This window comes from Streptomyces sp. NPDC002935, from assembly GCF_040611295.1.
GTDB lineage: Bacteria > Actinomycetota > Actinomycetes > Streptomycetales > Streptomycetaceae > Streptomyces.
In genome coordinates this window covers 339,633-356,186 of sequence record NZ_JBEXNW010000005.1, presented here as the reverse complement: position 1 = coordinate 356,186, position 16,554 = coordinate 339,633, and the positions used below count along the sequence as shown (strand labels likewise).

The window sequence follows — 16,554 nt, the reverse complement described above, 5'->3', positions numbered from 1 at the left end:
CGGTGCATGTCGTACTCGCCGGCGGGGGGACCGCCGGCCACATCGAGCCCGCGCTCGCCCTCGCGGATGCCCTGCGCAGGCAGGACCCGACCGTGGGGATCACGGCCCTGGGCACGGAACGCGGACTCGAGACCCGGCTCGTACCCGAGCGCGGTTACGAACTCGCGCTGATCCCCGCCGTGCCGCTGCCGCGCAAGCCCACCCCCGAGCTGATCACCGTCCCCGGACGGCTGCGCGGCACGATCAAGGCTGTCGAGCAGATCATGGAACGCACCAAGGCGGACGCCGTCGTCGGCTTCGGCGGCTATGTGGCCCTGCCCGGCTACCTGGCGGCCAAGCGCCTCGGCGTGCCGATCATCGTCCACGAGGCCAACGCCCGCCCCGGCCTCGCCAACAAGATCGGATCGCGGTACGCGGCCCAGGTCGCCGTCTCCACGCCCGACAGCAAGCTCCGCGGGGCCCGTTACATCGGCATCCCGCTGCGCCGCTCCATCGCCACCCTGGACCGGGCCGCGGTACGGCCCGAGGCGCGCGCCGCGTTCGGGCTCGACCCGAACCTGCCCACGCTCCTCGTGTCGGGCGGCTCGCAGGGCGCCCGCCGCCTCAATGAGGTGGTCCAGCAGGCGGCTCCGTACCTCCAGCAGGCCGGAATCCAGATCCTGCACGCGGTCGGTCCGAAGAACGAACTGCCGCAGGTGCACCAGATGCCGGGGATGCCCCCGTACATCCCGGTACCGTACGTGGACCGGATGGATCTCGCGTACGCCGCGGCCGACATGATGCTCTGCCGCGCGGGTGCGATGACCGTCGCCGAACTCTCCGCCGTCGGACTGCCCGCCGCCTACGTCCCGCTGCCCATCGGCAACGGCGAACAGCGGCTGAACGCCCAGCCGGTGGTCAAGGCCGGCGGCGGACTGCTCGTCGACGACGCGGAGCTGACCCCGCAGTGGGTGCAGCAGAACGTGCTGCCCGTGCTCGCCGACCCGCACCGGCTGTACGAGATGTCGCGCGCCGCCAGCGAGTTCGGCCGCCGGGACGCCGACGAGCTGCTCGTCGGCATGGTGTACGAGGCGATCGCCTCGCGCCACCGCTAGGACCGCATGAGGGAAGGCAGGGAGCGTGGCCGGACCGACGACCGCCGAGCGCGGTGAACGGCAGAAGCTGGAATCTGGCCCGCCCCGGCCGCCCCTCCTCGGGCGGCTCCGTCGCCTTCGTAGGCTCATCATCCTTTTGATCGCCGTGGTGTTGGCGGGGGCCGCCACGGTGTGGGTTCTCTATGGTTCGCCCTGGCTGCGGGTGGAGGACGTATCGACCTCCGGAACCCGCGTGCTGACCGCCGAACAGGTACGGAAAGCGGCCGAAGTTCCGGTCGGATCCCCACTGATTTCCGTCGACACGGACATGATCGAGGCGCGGTTGCGCCGAGAACTGCCCCGAATCGACTCGGTTGACGTCGTTCGGTCCTGGCCGCATGAAATCGGTCTGAAAGTGACCGAACGTACCCCGGTCCTGATCGTCGAAAAGGGTGCGAACTTCATCGAAGTGGACGCAAAAGGCGTGCGGTTCGCCACCGTTTCCGAGGCCCCGAAGGGCGTGCCCGTACTGGAATTGACGGTGTCGCGGCCCGCCGTGCTGCGCCGCTTCCCCGCCGACCGGCTGGTGCGTGAGGCCGTGCGGATCGCCGGGGACATTCCGGACGCCGTCGCCCGTGACACCCGTACCGTCAAGGTCCGTTCCTACGACGCCGTCACGCTGGAGTTGAGGGGCGGCCGGACCGTCGAGTGGGGCAGCGGCGAGAAGGGCCGTGCGAAGGCCAGGACCCTCCTTGCTCTCATGAAAGCCGCTCCCGGGGCCCGGCACTTCGACGTAAGTGCCCCCACCGCCCCCGCCTCATCGGGCAGTTGACCGGCATCTGCGCAGGCCAGGACCCTGGTTGGGCAGCGCTCCGCCTGATCACATAGGGTGAAAAGAAAAACGGGAGGTTCGGCGTGTTCGTTGAACGTGCGCCACTTGTCGACTTAGTGTCCTGTTCGGAAGAGTCCAAGGAACAGACACACTGGTAACCCTAAACTTCAGCGTTAGGGTTCGGGTCGGCGTTCGGACCGTCCCATTCGGCATCAGTCGTCGGATCGCGACCGTGCGAGGCGACGACACGTAACTCGAGGCGAGAGGCCTTCGACGTGGCAGCACCGCAGAACTACCTCGCAGTCATCAAAGTCATCGGTGTCGGCGGCGGTGGTGTCAATGCCATCAACCGGATGATCGAGGTCGGTCTCAAGGGCGTCGAGTTCATCGCCATCAACACCGACGCTCAGGCGCTGTTGATGAGCGACGCCGACGTCAAGCTCGACGTCGGCCGGGAACTCACGCGCGGCCTCGGAGCCGGAGCAAACCCGGCAGTCGGCCGCAAGGCCGCCGAGGACCACCGCGAGGAGATCGAGGAGGTCCTCAAGGGGGCCGACATGGTCTTCGTGACGGCCGGAGAGGGCGGCGGCACCGGCACCGGCGGCGCGCCCGTCGTGGCCAACATCGCCCGCTCGCTGGGCGCACTCACCATCGGCGTGGTCACCCGCCCGTTCACCTTCGAGGGCCGGCGCCGCGCCAACCAGGCGGAGGACGGCATCGCGGAACTCCGCGAAGAGGTCGACACCCTCATCGTCATCCCGAACGACCGGCTGCTGTCCATCTCGGACCGCCAGGTCTCGGTCCTCGACGCCTTCAAGTCGGCGGACCAGGTCCTGCTCTCCGGTGTTCAGGGCATCACCGATCTCATCACCACGCCCGGTCTGATCAACCTCGACTTCGCCGACGTCAAGTCCGTGATGTCCGAGGCCGGTTCGGCCCTCATGGGCATCGGCTCGGCCCGCGGCGACGACCGCGCGGTGGCGGCGGCCGAGATGGCGATCTCCTCGCCGCTCCTCGAAGCCTCCATCGACGGCGCCCGCGGCGTCCTGCTCTCCATCTCCGGCGGCTCCGACCTCGGCCTGTTCGAGATCAACGAAGCCGCCCAGCTGGTCAGCGAGGCCGCGCACCCCGAGGCCAACATCATCTTCGGCGCGGTCATCGACGACGCCCTCGGCGACGAGGTGCGGGTCACCGTCATCGCCGCCGGCTTCGACGGCGGCCAGCCGCCGGCCAAGCGGGACAACGTCCTCGGCTCGACCTCGGCCCGACGCGAGGAGCCCGCTCCGGCGCGCCAGACCGAGAGCCGCCCGTCCTTCGGGTCGCTCGGCAGCGTCACCCCGAAGGAGGCCGCCCCGGAGCCCGCTCCGGAGCCGGTCAGCGAACTGCCGGTGTCCCCGCCGGTCCCGCCGTCCCGCTCCTACTCGGACAGCGCGGCCGAGGAGCTGGACGTGCCGGACTTCCTGAAGTGATAGGACATCGCTCCGAAACGAGCACCGCGAGCGGCGCCCACTTCGCCTTCACCGACAGGTGGGGCGGGGTGAGCGCCGTTCCGTTCGAGGAGCTCAACCTCGGCGGAGCGGTCGGCGACGACCCGGGCGCCGTACGCGCGAACCGGGAACTGGCGGCGAAGTCGCTCGGTCTCGATCCGGCCCGGGTCGTCTGGATGAACCAGGTGCACGGACCGGACGTGGCGGTTGTCGAGGAGCCGTGGGGCTCCTCGGAGATCCCGTCCGTCGACGCGATCGTCACGGCACGGCGGGGGCTCGCGCTCGCCGTTCTCACCGCCGACTGCACGCCCGTCCTTCTGGCCGACCCCGTCGCCGGTGTGGCGGCCGCCGCCCACGCGGGACGGCCCGGCATGGTCGTCGGCGTGGTGCCCGCGGCCGTACGGGCCATGGTGGAACTCGGCGCCGATCCGGCCAGGATCGTCGCCCGCACCGGACCCGCGGTCTGTGGACGGTGCTACGAAGTGCCGGACGCCATGCGCGCCGAGGTCGCGGCCGTCGAGCCCGCGGCCTACGCCGAGACCGGGTGGGGGACGCCCGCGGTCGATGTGACCGCCGGGGTGCACGCGCAGTTGGAACGGCTCGGAGTGCGCGACCGGGAGCAGTCGCCGGTGTGCACGCTCGAATCGGGGGACCACTTCTCGTACCGACGGGACCGCACCACCGGGCGGCTCGCCGGTTATGTCTGGCTGGACTGATGGGCATGACAGACCGTAAGGCTCAACTCGCCGCAAACCTGGCGCAGGTGGAAGAGCGCATCACGGCGGCCTGCGTGGCCGCCGGGCGCAAGCGTGAAGAGGTGACCCTGATCGTGGTCACCAAGACCTATCCCGCGAGCGATGTGCGGATCCTGTCGGAACTCGGTGTGCGCCATGTCGCCGAGAACCGGGACCAGGACGCTGCGCCGAAGGCCGCGGAGTGCTCGGATCTGCCTCTGTTGTGGCATTTTGTCGGGCAATTGCAGACCAATAAGGTGCGTTCTGTGGTCGGTTACGCGGATCTCGTGCAGTCCGTCGACCGTTCCCGCCTGGTCGCGGCCCTGTCGAAGGAAGCGGTGCGGTCGGAGCGTGAGGTGGGGTGCCTCATCCAGGTCGCGCTGGACGCGCAGGAGCGTGGCCGGGGTGAGCGGGGAGGCGTGGGGGTCGGCGGAATCGAGGAGTTGGCCGACCTCGTCGCGCGGGCCCCGGGACTCCGGCTCGACGGGCTGATGACCGTCGCTCCGCTCACCGGCGAGTACGCGGGACGCCAACAGGCGGCGTTCGAGCGGCTGATGGATTTGTCGACTGCCGTGCGCCGGGCCCATCCGGCTGCGAACATGGTCTCGGCAGGGATGAGCTCGGACCTCGAACAAGCCGTGGCGGCCGGAGCGACACATGTACGCGTCGGTACTGCGGTACTCGGAGTCCGACCCAGCCTCGGGTAACGTCGCCAAGAAGTCGGACCACAGCAGAAAATATGGTCATTTCCGCCAAAGGCGGGCATAACGACCTCGTGGATCGCGGGCACTTGGCAATTCGTCAGCCGATCCACCACAGAGCGGAGGACTCAGAGCATGGCCGGCGCGATGCGCAAGATGGCGGTCTACCTCGGCCTCGTGGAGGACGATGGGTACGACGGCAGGGGATTCGACCCCGACGACGACTTCGAGCCCGAGCTCGACCCGGAGCCCGAGCGGGACCGGCGACGGCATGAGCCGTCGCACCAGTCACATCAGGCGCACCAGTCCCAGCGGGACGAATCGGTACGAGTGGTGCAGCCCTCGGCTCCGCGCGACCCGGTGCCGCATTCCTCTTCGCTCGCCGCGGAGTCAGGGCGTCCGGCGCGCATCGCCCCCGTGGCGTCCATCACACAAGAACGTCAAAGCATGGAGAAGAACGCCCCGGTGATCATGCCCAAGGTCGTGTCGGAACGAGAGCCGTACCGGATCACCACGCTGCACCCCCGGACCTACAACGAGGCCCGTACCATCGGGGAACACTTCCGTGAGGGCACTCCGGTGATCATGAACCTGACGGAGATGGATGACACCGACGCGAAGCGACTTGTCGACTTCGCGGCCGGTTTGGTGTTCGGTCTCCACGGCAGCATCGAGCGGGTGACGCAGAAGGTGTTCCTGTTGTCGCCTGCTAACGTCGATGTCACGGCGGAGGACAAGGCCCGCATCGCAGAGGGCGGGTTCTTCAACCAGAGCTGAGACGCAGGACCGGGAACACCGCATGGGAAACAGGGGAGAGGGAAGCACGGATCATGAGCGTGGTCGGGCAGGTTTTCTACATCGCGCTGATGTGCTTCCTCATCGTGCTGATTTTCCGGTTGGTCATGGACTACGTCTTCCAGTTCGCCCGCTCATGGCAACCCGGCAAGGCGATGGTGGTCGTTCTGGAGGCCACCTACACTGTCACCGATCCACCGCTCAAGCTTCTGCGGCGGTTCATTCCGCCGCTGCGTCTCGGGGGCGTGGCGCTTGACCTGTCCTTCTTCGTACTGATGATCATCGTCTACATCCTGATCTCCGTCGTGAGCCGGCTGTGAACGATACGGTCTTGCCGAATGCCGACGACTACGTTGAGGTGAAGAGATGCCGTTGACCCCCGAGGACGTGCGGAACAAGCAGTTCACGACCGTCCGCCTCCGAGAAGGCTATGACGAGGACGAGGTCGATGCCTTCCTCGACGAGGTCGAAGCCGAACTGACTCGACTGCTCCGCGAGAACGAGGACCTGCGCGCCAAGCTGGCCGCTGCCACGCGCGCGGCTGCGCAGAACCAGCAGCAGCAGGGTATGCGCAAGCCGCCCGAGCAGCAGGACCAGCAGGGCCCGCCGCAGGGTATGCGAGGCCCGGGCGCCCCTGTGCCCGCCGGCATATCGGGTCCGCCGCAGGGCATGGGCGGCCCCATGGGTGGCCCGCCCCAGCTGCCCAGCGGTGCGCCGCAGCTGCCCGCGGGCCCCAGCGGCCAGCAGGGCCAGCAGGGCCAGGGCCCCATGGGTCAGGGTCCGATGGGCCAGGGCCCCATGGGTCAGGGTCCGATGGGTCAGGGTCCGATGGGTCAGGGTCCGATGGGTCAGGGTCCGATGGGTCAGGGCCCCATGGGTCAGGGTCCGATGGGTCAGGGTCCGATGGGTCAGGGCCCCATGGGCCAGGGTCCGATGGGCCAGGGCCCCGGCCAGATGCAGCAGATGCAGCAGATGGGTGGCCCGATGGGCGGACCCATGGGTGGCCCCATGGGCCACGGCCAGCAGATGCCGCAGCAGGGCCCCGGTGGCGACAGCGCCGCCCGTGTCCTCTCGCTGGCTCAGCAGACCGCCGACCAGGCGATCGCCGAGGCCCGCTCCGAGGCCAACAAGATCGTCGGTGAGGCCCGCAGCCGCGCCGAGGGTCTGGAGCGCGACGCCCGTGCCAAGGCCGACGCCCTGGAGCGGGACGCGCAGGAGAAGCACCGCGTCGCGATGGGCTCCCTCGAGTCCGCCCGCGCCACGCTGGAGCGCAAGGTCGAGGACCTGCGCGGCTTCGAGCGCGAGTACCGTACGCGTCTGAAGTCCTACCTGGAGTCGCAGCTGCGCCAGCTGGAGACGCAGGCGGACGACTCGCTCGCTCCGCCGCGCACCCCGGCCACGGCCTCCCTGCCGTCGTCCTCCGCGCCCTCCATGGCCCCCGCAGGCGCCGGTGCGCCGTCCTACGGCGGCAACCAGGGCATGGGCGGACCGGGCCAGGCCCCGCCGTCCTACGGCGGGCAGCAGCAGATGTCGCCGGCGATGACCCAGCCGATGGCTCCGGTGCGGCCCCAGGGCCCGTCGCCGATGCAGCAGGCGCCCTCGCCGATGCGCGGGTTCCTCATCGACGAGGACGACAACTGACGGCCAGGAACACGCCTTAGGCGTCGGCAGCGTTCAGGGCGGGGCCCCCGGATTCCGGGGGCCCCGCCCTTTTGCGCGCTGCGTGGGGCGCGGTGCGCGGGGCGTGTACGGGGTGCAAGCGGTCGCTTGCACGGGGTGCATGGGGTCGCTTGCACGGGGTGCATGGGGTCGCTTGCACGGGTGCACGGGGCCGCTTGTACGGGTCCACGGGCTCGTGCGTGGTGCATGGCGTGTCTGTGCGGGTTCCACGGGCGTCTGTGCGGGTCCACGGGCGCTTGTGCGGAGAGCATGGCGCGTCTGTGCGGTCCACGGGCCTCTGTGCGGCGTACGCAACGCCGAAGGCCCGGGGCCACCAGGAAATCCTGGTGGCCCCGGGCCTTCGGTACGGGTGCGCCGGTCCTCGTTACGCCTTGCGGAGGCGGAACACCAGGGACAGGCCCTCGTCCGTGAACGGCTCCCCGAAGGCGCCGTCGGCCTCGCCCTGGGCGAAGTCCGTGGCGAGGACCTCGTCGGCGATCAGACCGGCGTGCTCGCCGAGCGCCGCGATGACCGCCGGGTCCGTGGAGGTCCAGCGGAGCGCGATGCGGTCGGCGACGTCGAGGCCGCTGTTCTTGCGGGCCTCCTGGATCAGCCGGATCGCGTCCCGGGCGAGACCGGCCCGGCGCAGCTCCTCGGTGATCTCCAGGTCGAGGGCGACGGTCGCGCCGGAGTCGGAGGCCACCGACCAGCCCTCGCGCGGGGTCTCCGTGATGATGACCTCGTCCGGGGCCAGGGTCACGGTCTCGCCGCCGACCTCGACCGACGCGGTGCCCTCGCGCAGGGCGAGGGACAGCGCGGCGGCATCGGCCCCGGAGATGGCCTTCGCCACATCCTGGACGCCCTTGCCGAAGCGCTTGCCCAGCGCGCGGAAGTTCGCCTTCGCCGTCGTGTCGACCAGTGAGCCGCCGACCTCGGAGAGTGAGGCGAGGGAACTCACATTCAGCTCCTCGGTGATCTGCGCGTGCAGCTCGGGGTCGAGGTTCGCGAAGCCCGTCGCGGCGATCAGCGCGCGGGACAGCGGCTGGCGGGTCTTGACGCCCGACTCCGCGCGCGTGGCCCGGCCGAGCTCGACGAGACGGCGTACCAGCACCATCTGGCGCGACAGCTCCGGGTCGATGACGGAGAGGTCCGCCTCCGGCCAGGTCGACAGGTGCACGGACTCGGGGGCGTCCGGGGAGACCGGGACGACCAGGTCCTGCCAGACCCGCTCGGTGATGAACGGGGTCAGCGGGGCCATCAGCCGCGTGACCGTCTCCACGACCTCGTGCAGCGTGCGCAGCGCCGCCTTGTCGCCCTGCCAGAAGCGGCGGCGGGAGCGGCGGACGTACCAGTTCGAGAGGTCGTCGACGAACGCCGACAGGAGCTTTCCGGCGCGCTGGGTGTCGTACGCCTCCAGGGCCTGTGTCACCTGGTCGGTGAGCGCGTGCAGTTCGGAGAGCAGCCAGCGGTCCAGGACCGGGCGGTCGGCCGGGGCCGGATCGGCCGCGCTGGGCGCCCAGTTGGTGGTGCGGGCGTAGAGGGCCTGGAAGGCGACGGTGTTCCAGTAGGTGAGGAGCGTCTTGCGGACGACCTCCTGGATCGTGCCGTGGCCCACGCGCCGGGCCGCCCACGGGGAGCCGCCGGCCGCCATGAACCAGCGCACCGCGTCGGCGCCGTGCTGGTCCATCAGCGGGATCGGCTGGAGGATGTTGCCCAGGTGCTTGGACATCTTGCGGCCGTCCTCGGCGAGGATGTGGCCGAGGCACACGACGTTCTCGTACGAGGACTTGTCGAACACCAGCGTGCCGACGGCCATCAGCGTGTAGAACCAGCCGCGGGTCTGGTCGATGGCCTCGGAGATGAACTGCGCCGGGTAGCGGCTCTCGAACATCTCCTTGTTCTTGTACGGGTAGCCCCACTGCGCGAACGGCATCGAGCCCGAGTCGTACCAGGCGTCGATGACCTCCGGGACGCGGGTCGCCGTCAGGCCGCAGCCGTCCTGCGGGCACGGGAAGGTGACCGCGTCGATGTACGGGCGGTGCGGGTCCAGCTCCGACTGGTCGGTGCCGGTCAGCTCGGACAGTTCCGCGCGCGAGCCGACACAGGTGAGGTGGCCCTCCTCGCACGTCCACAGCGGGAGCGGGGTGCCCCAGTAACGGCTGCGTGAGAGCGCCCAGTCGATGTTGTTGTTCAGCCAGTCGCCGAAGCGGCCGTGCTTGACCGACTCCGGGAACCAGTTGGTGTCCTCGTTCTCCTGGAGGAGGCGGTCCTTGACGGCCGTGGTGCGGATGTACCAGGACGGCTGCGCGTAGTAAAGGAGCGCGGTGTGGCAGCGCCAGCAGTGCGGGTAACTGTGCTCGTACGGCACGTGCTTGAAGAGCAGGCCGCGGCTCTGGAGGTCCTCGGTGAGCTTTTCGTCCGCCTTCTTGAAGAAGATGCCGCCCACGAGCGGGACGTCCTCCTGGAAGGTGCCGTCGGTGCGGACCGGGTTCACGACCGGGAGACCGTACGCGCGGCAGACCTTGAGGTCGTCCTCGCCGAAGGCGGGGGACTGGTGGACCAGACCCGTACCGTCCTCGGTCGTCACGTACTCGGCGTTGACCACGAAATGGGCGGGCTCGGGGAACTCGACGAGCTCGAACGGACGTTGATACGTCCAGCGCTCCATCTCGGCACCCGTGAAGGACTCGCCCGTGGTCTCCCAGCCCTCGCCGAGCGCCTTCTCGACGAGCTGCTGCGCGACGACGAACTGCTCCTCGCCGTTCGTCACGACGACGTAGGTGACGCCCGGGTGCGCGGCGACCGCGGTGTTGGAGACCAGCGTCCACGGCGTGGTCGTCCATACAAGGAGCGCGGCCCGGCCGGCCAGCGGACCGGAGGTGAGCGGGAAACGGACGTACACGGAGGGGTCGACGATCGTCTCGTAGCCCTGGGCCAGCTCGTGGTCCGAGAGGCCCGTCTCGTCGCGCGGGCACCAGGGCGCCACGCGGTAGTCCTGGACCAGCAGGCCCTTGTTGAAGATCTCCTTGAGCGACCACCACACGGACTCGATGTACTCGGGGTCCATGGTGCGGTAGGCGTCGTCCAGGTCGACCCAGTAGCCCATGCGGTTCGTCAGCTCGGTGAACGCGTCGGTGTGACGGGTCACGGACTCGCGGCACCGGTCGTTGAACGCGGCGATGCCGTACGCCTCGATGTCCTGCTTGCCGGTGAAGCCGAGCTCCTTCTCGACCGCCAGCTCCACCGGGAGGCCGTGGCAGTCCCAGCCGGCCTTGCGGCCCACGTGGTAGCCGCGCATGGTGCGGAAGCGCGGGAAGACGTCCTTGAAGACGCGCGCCTCGATGTGGTGGGCGCCCGGCATGCCATTGGCGGTGGGCGGGCCCTCGTAGAACACCCACTCCGGCCGGCCCTCGGACTGCTCAAGGCTCTTGGCGAAGATCTTCTGCTCGCGCCAGAAGTCGAGCACGGCGTGCTCGAGGGCGGGCAGGTCGACCTGGGCGGGCACCTGGCGGTACGTCGGCGCTGTCATCGGCGAGCTTCCTCCAACGGACTTTCTGCCTTCCGTCGGAGGGACGAGAGCCGTGTTGCTACGGACGCCGTGTGCGGCGCGCTCCCGCGGTACCACCCTCCTTGGCTCCCCGATGCGCCATTCGCATCAGTGAGCCCCCTCATTGGGGTCGCGATACCGGGTCTACTGGCCCCTGAGGGGTGTTCTTCCGGCGGCTCCGGGGTGATCTTCGCGTCGCGCTCGCCCCCGGGCTTCCACCGTCCCCGGGTCGCTCATGGCCGCGTACGCCGCTACTCGTCCCCATCCACGCTTCTCGCTCCGCCCAGTGTACGGCGCCCCGCGGACAGTGGCCGACCGGTTTTCCCGGGTACCGCCGTGGCCTGCGCGGTGACCCGAATGGCGAGGTGCGCGGGTCCGGATCCTGGGACGGCGGGCCTGGCGGATTACCGGGCGGGGAGCTGGGCACAACGCATGCAGGCTTGCCGCGCGGGGCTCGCGGGGCGGGCGAATCGTGGGCGTGCCCCGTTGCCGCGCGCCAGAAGTCGATTTATCGTCCCAGCACGATTCGCGATCAAGATCACAATATGTGAAGGGGCCGCGGCCATGGTGGCGAAGAAGACCGCCGTACAGCAGTCGGCGTCCGGCAGATCCACGAATGCGGCGGCCAAGGATGTGACAGGGAAGAAGAGCGTTCGGGCCGCTCCCGCGACGGATGAGGCGAAGCCGGTGAAGACGACCTCCAAGACGGTGGCCCCGGCCGGGAAGGCCGCCCCCACGAAGACGGCGAACAGGACATCTGGCAAAACAGTCGACAAAACGGTCGACAGGACGGCTGGCAGAACGCCGGACAGGACGGCTGACAAAGCGGCCGGCACGGTGGCCGCCAGGACGGCCGACCGGACAGCGGCACCTTCGAAGACCGTGACGGCCGAGGCCGACGCCTCGAAGGAGACCGATTCCGGACCAGCGGCCTCGAAGGCGTCCGCCACGAAACCGGCGTCCACGAAGACCGCGTCCACGAAGACCGCGTCCCCGAAATCCGCGTCCTCGAAGGCGGCTGCCAAGAAGACGGCCGCCAAGAAGGCCACCGCGAAGAAGACGGCGTCCGTGGCGGGGAAGCCGGTGTCCAGGAAGGCCGCGGCCAGGAAGACAGCCGGCACGGCGAGGAAGAGCACCAGCACGGCCAAGAAGACGGCCGCTTCCGCGGCCCAGGGCGCGGCCGAGGCCGCGAAGACGACGGGAGCCACGACGGTGGTTGCGAAGAAGACTCCGCGCACGGCCACGGCCGCGAAGAAGGCCACCGCGGTCCCCAAGGCGAGGATCGCCGCGATGGAGCCCGGCGAGCTCGCGGTGCGCCCGGGGGAGGACCCCTGGACCGCGGAAGAGGTCGGGGCGGCACGCGCCGAGCTCCAGTCGGAGGCCCTGCGGCTGCGCACGGAGATCTCGTCGTCCGAGGAGGCCCTCGCGGGCCTGATGCGGGACTCCGGCGACGGCGCGGGCGACGACCAGGCGGACACCGGTACGAAGAACATCACACGCGAGCACGAGATGGCGCTCAACTCCAACGCGCGCGAGATGCTCGAGCAGACCGAGCGCGCCCTGGAGCGCCTGGACGCGGGCACCTACGGGCTCTGCGAGAACTGCGGCAACCCCATCGGCAAGGCCCGCATGCAGGCCTTCCCGCGCGCCACCCTGTGCGTCGAGTGCAAGCAGAAGCAGGAACGCAGGCACTGACGCCGCGCGCGGGAAGCGGGAGCGCCACCGCCTCGCGATGCGGAGCGCTCCTGAGCACCTGGGCCCGGGAGAGCGTGCCGTACCCTCGTCCTCAGTCAGGAACCTAGGTCGAGGGACTCACTCACGTGGCAGAGGCGGAGCGCATCATCGGTACGCCGGACATCCCAGGAGCGGCGGGAGCCGATCCGGAGCAGTCCGACGGCAACGCGGCGTCGGGCGACCGGTCCGGCGCCGACGGGTCGGCCCCGGCCGAGCGGCCCAGGGGCAAGCGCAGGATCGCCGTGCTCTTCACGGTGGCCGTACTGGCGTACGCCCTCGATCTCGTCAGCAAGATGGTCGTGGTGGCCAAGCTGGAGCACCACGACTCGATCGAGATCATCGGGGACTGGCTGAAGTTCGAGGCGATCCGCAACGCGGGTGCCGCCTTCGGCTTCGGTGAGGCGTTCACGATCATCTTCACGGTGATCGCGGCGGCGGTGATCGTCGTCATCGCCCGGCTCGCCCGCAAGCTCTACAGCGTGCCGTGGGCCATCGCCCTGGGCCTGCTGCTGGGCGGCGCGCTCGGCAACCTGACCGACCGGATCTTCCGTTCGCCCGGCGTCTTCGAGGGCGCGGTCGTGGACTTCATCGCACCCAAGCACTTCGCCGTCTTCAACCTCGCCGACTCGGCGATCGTCTGCGGCGGCATCCTGATCGTGCTGCTGTCCTTCCGGGGCCTCGACCCGGACGGCACGGTCCACAAGGACTGACGCACGGGCGCGGGACGGGCGGCCGTGGGCCCGCGTACGGGGCCGCCCGGAGGCCTGAACGGGCACTGACGTTCGGGCGGTGGTCCGGCGGTGTCCGAGCCGTCCGGCATACTCGACGGGTGAGCACCGTTCCCGAGATCCGCACCCTGCCCGTGCCCGACGGCCTGGAGGGCGAGCGTGTCGACGCCGCCATCTCCCGCATGTTGGGCTTCTCCCGTACCAAGGCCGCAGAGCTCGCCGCGGCGGGGAAGGTCACGGTCGACGGCTCGGTGGTCGGCAAGTCCGAGCGCGTGCACGGCGGCGCCTGGCTCGAGGTCGAGATGCCGCAGGCCCCCGCTCCCGTGCAGATCGTCGCCGAGCCCGTCGAGGGCATGGAGATCGTGTACGACGACGACGACGTGCTCGTGATCATCAAGCCCGTCGGCGTGGCAGCGCACCCCAGCCCCGGCTGGTCCGGCCCCACCGTCATCGGCGGTCTCGCCGCCGCCGGCTACCGGATCTCCACCTCCGGTGCCGCCGAGCGCCAGGGCATCGTGCACCGCCTCGACGTGGGCACCTCGGGCCTGATGGCCGTCGCCAAGTCGGAGCGCGCGTACACCTCGCTCAAGCGCCAGTTCAAGGAGCGCACGGTCGACAAGCGCTACCACGCGCTCGTGCAGGGCCACCCGGACCCGACCAGCGGCACCATCGACGCGCCCATCGGACGCCACCCGAACCACGACTACAAGTGGGCGGTCACGGCCGAGGGCAAGCCCTCCGTCACGCACTACGACCTCATCGAGGCGTTCCGCGCCGCCTCCCTGCTCGACATCAAGCTGGAGACCGGGCGCACCCACCAGATCCGCGTCCACATGGCCGCCCACCGCCACCCGTGCGTCGGCGACCTCACCTACGGCGCCGACCCCACGCTCGGCAAGCGCCTCGGCCTCACCCGCCAGTGGCTGCACGCCGTGCGGCTCGGCTTCGAGCACCCCGCGGACGGACGGTGGGTGGAGCTCGGGAGCGACTACCCCGAGGACCTTCAGGCCGCACTCGACAAGGTCCGTGAGGAGAGCTACGCGTGAGCGGCGGCTCGGACGGGGTGGCGGAGGCCACCCCGGCGGTGCGGGACGGCGCGTACACGGTGCGGGTCGCCGAGGACGCCGCCGACCGTGAGGCCTGCTTCTCGGTGCGCAAGGACGTCTTCGTCGGTGAGCAGGGCGTCCCGGAGGACATCGAGTACGACGCGTACGACCCCGGAGCGCTGCACGTGCTGGCGGTCCGCGAGGACGGCGTACCGCTCGGCACCGGGCGTCTCCTGGAGGGTGAGGCGGCCGCGGCCAAGGCCGGCGGGGACCTGACCGTCGGCTCGCTCGGGCGGCTGGCCGTGACGCGCGAGGCCCGTGGGCTCGGCGTCGGCGCCGCGCTCGTCCGCGCCATCGAGGACGCTGCACGCACACGTGGCCTCGCCGCCGTGGACCTGCACGCGCAGACCCACGCGCTGGGGTTCTACGAGCGGCTCGGATACGTGGCGTACGGGCCGGAGTTCCTGGACGCCGGAATGCCGCACCGCGCGATGCGCAAGGCCCTGTGAGCGGGGATTGTCGTAGCGGCGTGGCACGCTGGAGGTCTGGTTCGCCTTTGATCGTCTAGACCCCGCCGGAGCGCTGACCGTGGATCAGTTGGCCCTGCTGTTCGTGCTGTTGCTCGGGGCCGTGATCAGTGTCCCGGTGGGAGAGCGGTTCGGGCTTCCCGCGCCGGTCCTGATGACCTTGCTCGGCATAGTGCTGGCCGTGCTGGAGTTCGTCCCGAACGTGGACATCCCGCCGGATCTGATCCTGCCCGCGCTGCTGCCGCCGCTGCTGTACGCGGCGGTGCGGCGCACCTCGTGGAGACAGTTCGCAGCCAACCGGCGCCCGATCTTCCTGCTCGCCGTGGCGCTCGTGTTCGTCACCACGCTCGCCGTGGCGGCCGTCGCCCACGCGATCGTGCCCGGCCTGCCGGTCGCCGCCGCGGTGGCGCTCGGCGCGCTGGTGGCGCCCCCCGACCCCGTGGCGGCCACCGCCGTGGCGGGACAGCTCGGGCTGCCGCGCCGACTGGTGTCGATCCTGGAGGGGGAGGGGCTCTTCAACGACGTGACGGCCATCGTGCTGTACCACGTCGCGATCGCCGCCGCGGTCAGCGGGAGCTTCTCGCCGTGGCGCGCCGGACTCGACCTCGTGCTGTCGGCCGTCGTCGCGATCGTCATCGGATGCGCCCTCGGATGGGCGGCGAACAAACTGATGTCGCTGCTCGGCGACGCCACCCTCCAGATCGGGCTGACCCTGCTCGTGCCGTACGCCGCCTACGTGCTGGCCGAGGAACTGCACGGCTCGGGCGTGCTCGCCGTGCTCACCACCGCCCTGTTCCTCGCGGAGTACGCCACCGACGCCGACGACGTCATGACCCGGCTCGCCGGCTCGACCGTCTGGGACGTGGTGGACACCCTCGTCACCGGCGTCGCCTTCGGGCTCATCGGGCTCGAACTCCACAACGCGATCCGTACGGCGTCGGGGCGCTGGGGCGAGATGCTGGGCTGGGCCGCCACGATCGTGGTCGTGGTCGTGCTCGTACGCCTGGCGTGGCTGCTTCCCGCGACCTGGCTGACCAAGCGGCTGCACGCCAAGCGGGACTACGACGAGGAGATCCCGACGTCGTGGCGGGAGACCGTGGTGATGTGGTGGGCGGGGATGCGCGGCGTCGCCTCCGTGGCCCTGGCGCTGGCGATTCCGCTGGAGATGGACGACGGGTCGCCGTTCCCCGACCGGGACGAGATCGTCTTCATCGCCTTCGGGGTGATCATGGCGACCCTGGTGCTCCAGGGACTCACCTTGCCGTGGCTGGTCAGAAAGCTCGGGGTGCGGGCCGACGAGGACGTGGAGAAGGCCTTCGAGAAGGAGCTCGCGGCGCGGGCCGCGAAGGCCGCCAGGCGGCGGCTGCGGGAGATCGAGGAGGTGGAGGAGCTGCCGGAGGAGGTCTCCGAGCAGCTGCTGCGCCGGGCCTTCGACATCGGGGTGCGGATCAGCCCCGACCTGGGGGACGAGGAGCGGCGCGAGGCGCATGAGCAGCGGGTCCGGCGGATGAAGCGGATGCGGCGCATCCAGGGGGAGATGATGAGCGCGGCCCGGCACGAGGTGCTGTCCGCGCGGAGCGAGCCCGGGGCCGATCCGGAGATCGTGGACCGGGTCCTCAGACACCTCGACGTACGCAGCCTGCGCTGATCCGGCCGGGGACCGAAGGGCGGCCTTCGGCCCCCCAGGGATC

General features: G+C 70.2%; 14 protein-coding genes. 13 read left to right on the top strand and 1 reads right to left on the bottom strand.

The window, feature by feature from the left end; genetic code table 11:
• Positions 1–2: 2 nt before the first annotated feature.
• The 8 genes from murG (at position 3) to ABZX90_RS09270 (ending at position 7,263) form a co-directional block, all read left to right on the top strand.
• Positions 3–1,094, top strand: a complete 1,092-nt coding sequence (gene murG, locus ABZX90_RS09305) for an undecaprenyldiphospho-muramoylpentapeptide beta-N-acetylglucosaminyltransferase (RefSeq protein WP_351128689.1) — start codon at positions 3–5, stop codon at positions 1,092–1,094.
• 25 nt (positions 1,095–1,119) lie between these two features.
• On the top strand, positions 1,120–1,905 hold the full coding sequence (locus tag ABZX90_RS09300; RefSeq protein ID WP_355202880.1) for an FtsQ-type POTRA domain-containing protein: 786 nt from the start codon (positions 1,120–1,122) through the stop codon (positions 1,903–1,905).
• A gap of 275 nt (positions 1,906–2,180) precedes the next feature.
• Positions 2,181–3,374, top strand: a complete 1,194-nt coding sequence (gene ftsZ / locus ABZX90_RS09295) for a cell division protein FtsZ (RefSeq protein ID WP_351128685.1) — start codon at positions 2,181–2,183, stop codon at positions 3,372–3,374.
• Positions 3,371–4,108 carry a peptidoglycan editing factor PgeF gene (pgeF, locus tag ABZX90_RS09290; protein WP_355202876.1) on the top strand — a complete coding sequence of 246 codons (738 nt, stop codon included), beginning with the start codon at positions 3,371–3,373 and terminating at the stop codon, positions 4,106–4,108. Before ftsZ ends, pgeF begins: the two co-directional genes overlap by 4 nt.
• Positions 4,108–4,833 carry a YggS family pyridoxal phosphate-dependent enzyme gene (locus ABZX90_RS09285; RefSeq protein ID WP_351128681.1) on the top strand — a complete coding sequence of 242 codons (726 nt, stop codon included), beginning with the start codon at positions 4,108–4,110 and terminating at the stop codon, positions 4,831–4,833. Before pgeF ends, ABZX90_RS09285 begins: the two co-directional genes overlap by 1 nt.
• Positions 4,834–4,962: 129 nt before the next feature.
• Positions 4,963–5,604: a cell division protein SepF gene (gene sepF, locus ABZX90_RS09280; protein WP_351128679.1), complete on the top strand. Its 642-nt coding sequence runs from the start codon at positions 4,963–4,965 to the stop codon at positions 5,602–5,604.
• Between the two features lie 53 nt (positions 5,605–5,657).
• Positions 5,658–5,942 (top strand): YggT family protein, encoded by a 285-nt coding sequence (locus tag ABZX90_RS09275; protein WP_261706878.1) that lies wholly within the window; start codon positions 5,658–5,660, stop codon positions 5,940–5,942.
• A 46-nt stretch (positions 5,943–5,988) separates the two neighbouring features.
• Positions 5,989–7,263: a DivIVA domain-containing protein gene (locus ABZX90_RS09270; protein WP_351128676.1), complete on the top strand. Its 1,275-nt coding sequence runs from the start codon at positions 5,989–5,991 to the stop codon at positions 7,261–7,263.
• A gap of 403 nt (positions 7,264–7,666) precedes the next feature.
• Here ABZX90_RS09270 and ileS read toward each other — a convergent pair whose 3' ends face one another.
• Positions 7,667–10,810 (bottom strand): isoleucine--tRNA ligase, encoded by a 3,144-nt coding sequence (gene ileS, locus ABZX90_RS09265; protein ID WP_355202871.1) that lies wholly within the window; start codon positions 10,808–10,810, stop codon positions 7,667–7,669.
• 582 nt (positions 10,811–11,392) lie between these two features.
• Between ileS and ABZX90_RS09260 the strand changes: the two genes are divergently transcribed.
• From ABZX90_RS09260 to ABZX90_RS09240, 5 genes are all read left to right on the top strand, one after another.
• Entirely contained in the window at positions 11,393–12,523 is a 1,131-nt protein-coding gene (locus ABZX90_RS09260; protein WP_355202868.1) for a TraR/DksA C4-type zinc finger protein, read from the top strand.
• 125 nt (positions 12,524–12,648) lie between these two features.
• Positions 12,649–13,272: a signal peptidase II gene (gene lspA, locus ABZX90_RS09255; RefSeq protein ID WP_351128668.1), complete on the top strand. Its 624-nt coding sequence runs from the start codon at positions 12,649–12,651 to the stop codon at positions 13,270–13,272.
• Positions 13,273–13,391: 119 nt separating this feature from the next.
• Entirely contained in the window at positions 13,392–14,336 is a 945-nt protein-coding gene (locus ABZX90_RS09250) for an RluA family pseudouridine synthase (RefSeq protein ID WP_351128666.1), read from the top strand.
• Between the two features lie 38 nt (positions 14,337–14,374).
• The gene (locus ABZX90_RS09245) at positions 14,375–14,845 is read left to right on the top strand and encodes a GNAT family N-acetyltransferase (RefSeq protein WP_351128717.1); all 471 of its coding nucleotides are present in this window, start codon (positions 14,375–14,377) and stop codon (positions 14,843–14,845) included.
• A 79-nt stretch (positions 14,846–14,924) separates the two neighbouring features.
• Positions 14,925–16,511, top strand: a complete 1,587-nt coding sequence (locus ABZX90_RS09240) for a Na+/H+ antiporter (RefSeq protein WP_351128664.1) — start codon at positions 14,925–14,927, stop codon at positions 16,509–16,511.
• Positions 16,512–16,554: the final 43 nt, after the last annotated feature.

Bases quoted from the DNA above. Each gene is read 5' to 3' on its own strand.
- ABZX90_RS09285 (WP_351128681.1), top strand. From the start codon at position 4,108: ATGGGCATGACAGACCGTAAGGCTCAACTCGCCGCAAACCTGGCGCAG.
- sepF (WP_351128679.1), top strand. From the start codon at position 4,963: ATGGCCGGCGCGATGCGCAAGATGGCGGTCTACCTCGGCCTCGTGGAG.
- ABZX90_RS09275 (WP_261706878.1), top strand. From the start codon at position 5,658: ATGAGCGTGGTCGGGCAGGTTTTCTACATCGCGCTGATGTGCTTCCTC.
- ABZX90_RS09270 (WP_351128676.1), top strand. From the start codon at position 5,989: ATGCCGTTGACCCCCGAGGACGTGCGGAACAAGCAGTTCACGACCGTC.
- ileS (WP_355202871.1), bottom strand. From the start codon at position 10,810: ATGACAGCGCCGACGTACCGCCAGGTGCCCGCCCAGGTCGACCTGCCC.
- ABZX90_RS09260 (WP_355202868.1), top strand. From the start codon at position 11,393: ATGGTGGCGAAGAAGACCGCCGTACAGCAGTCGGCGTCCGGCAGATCC.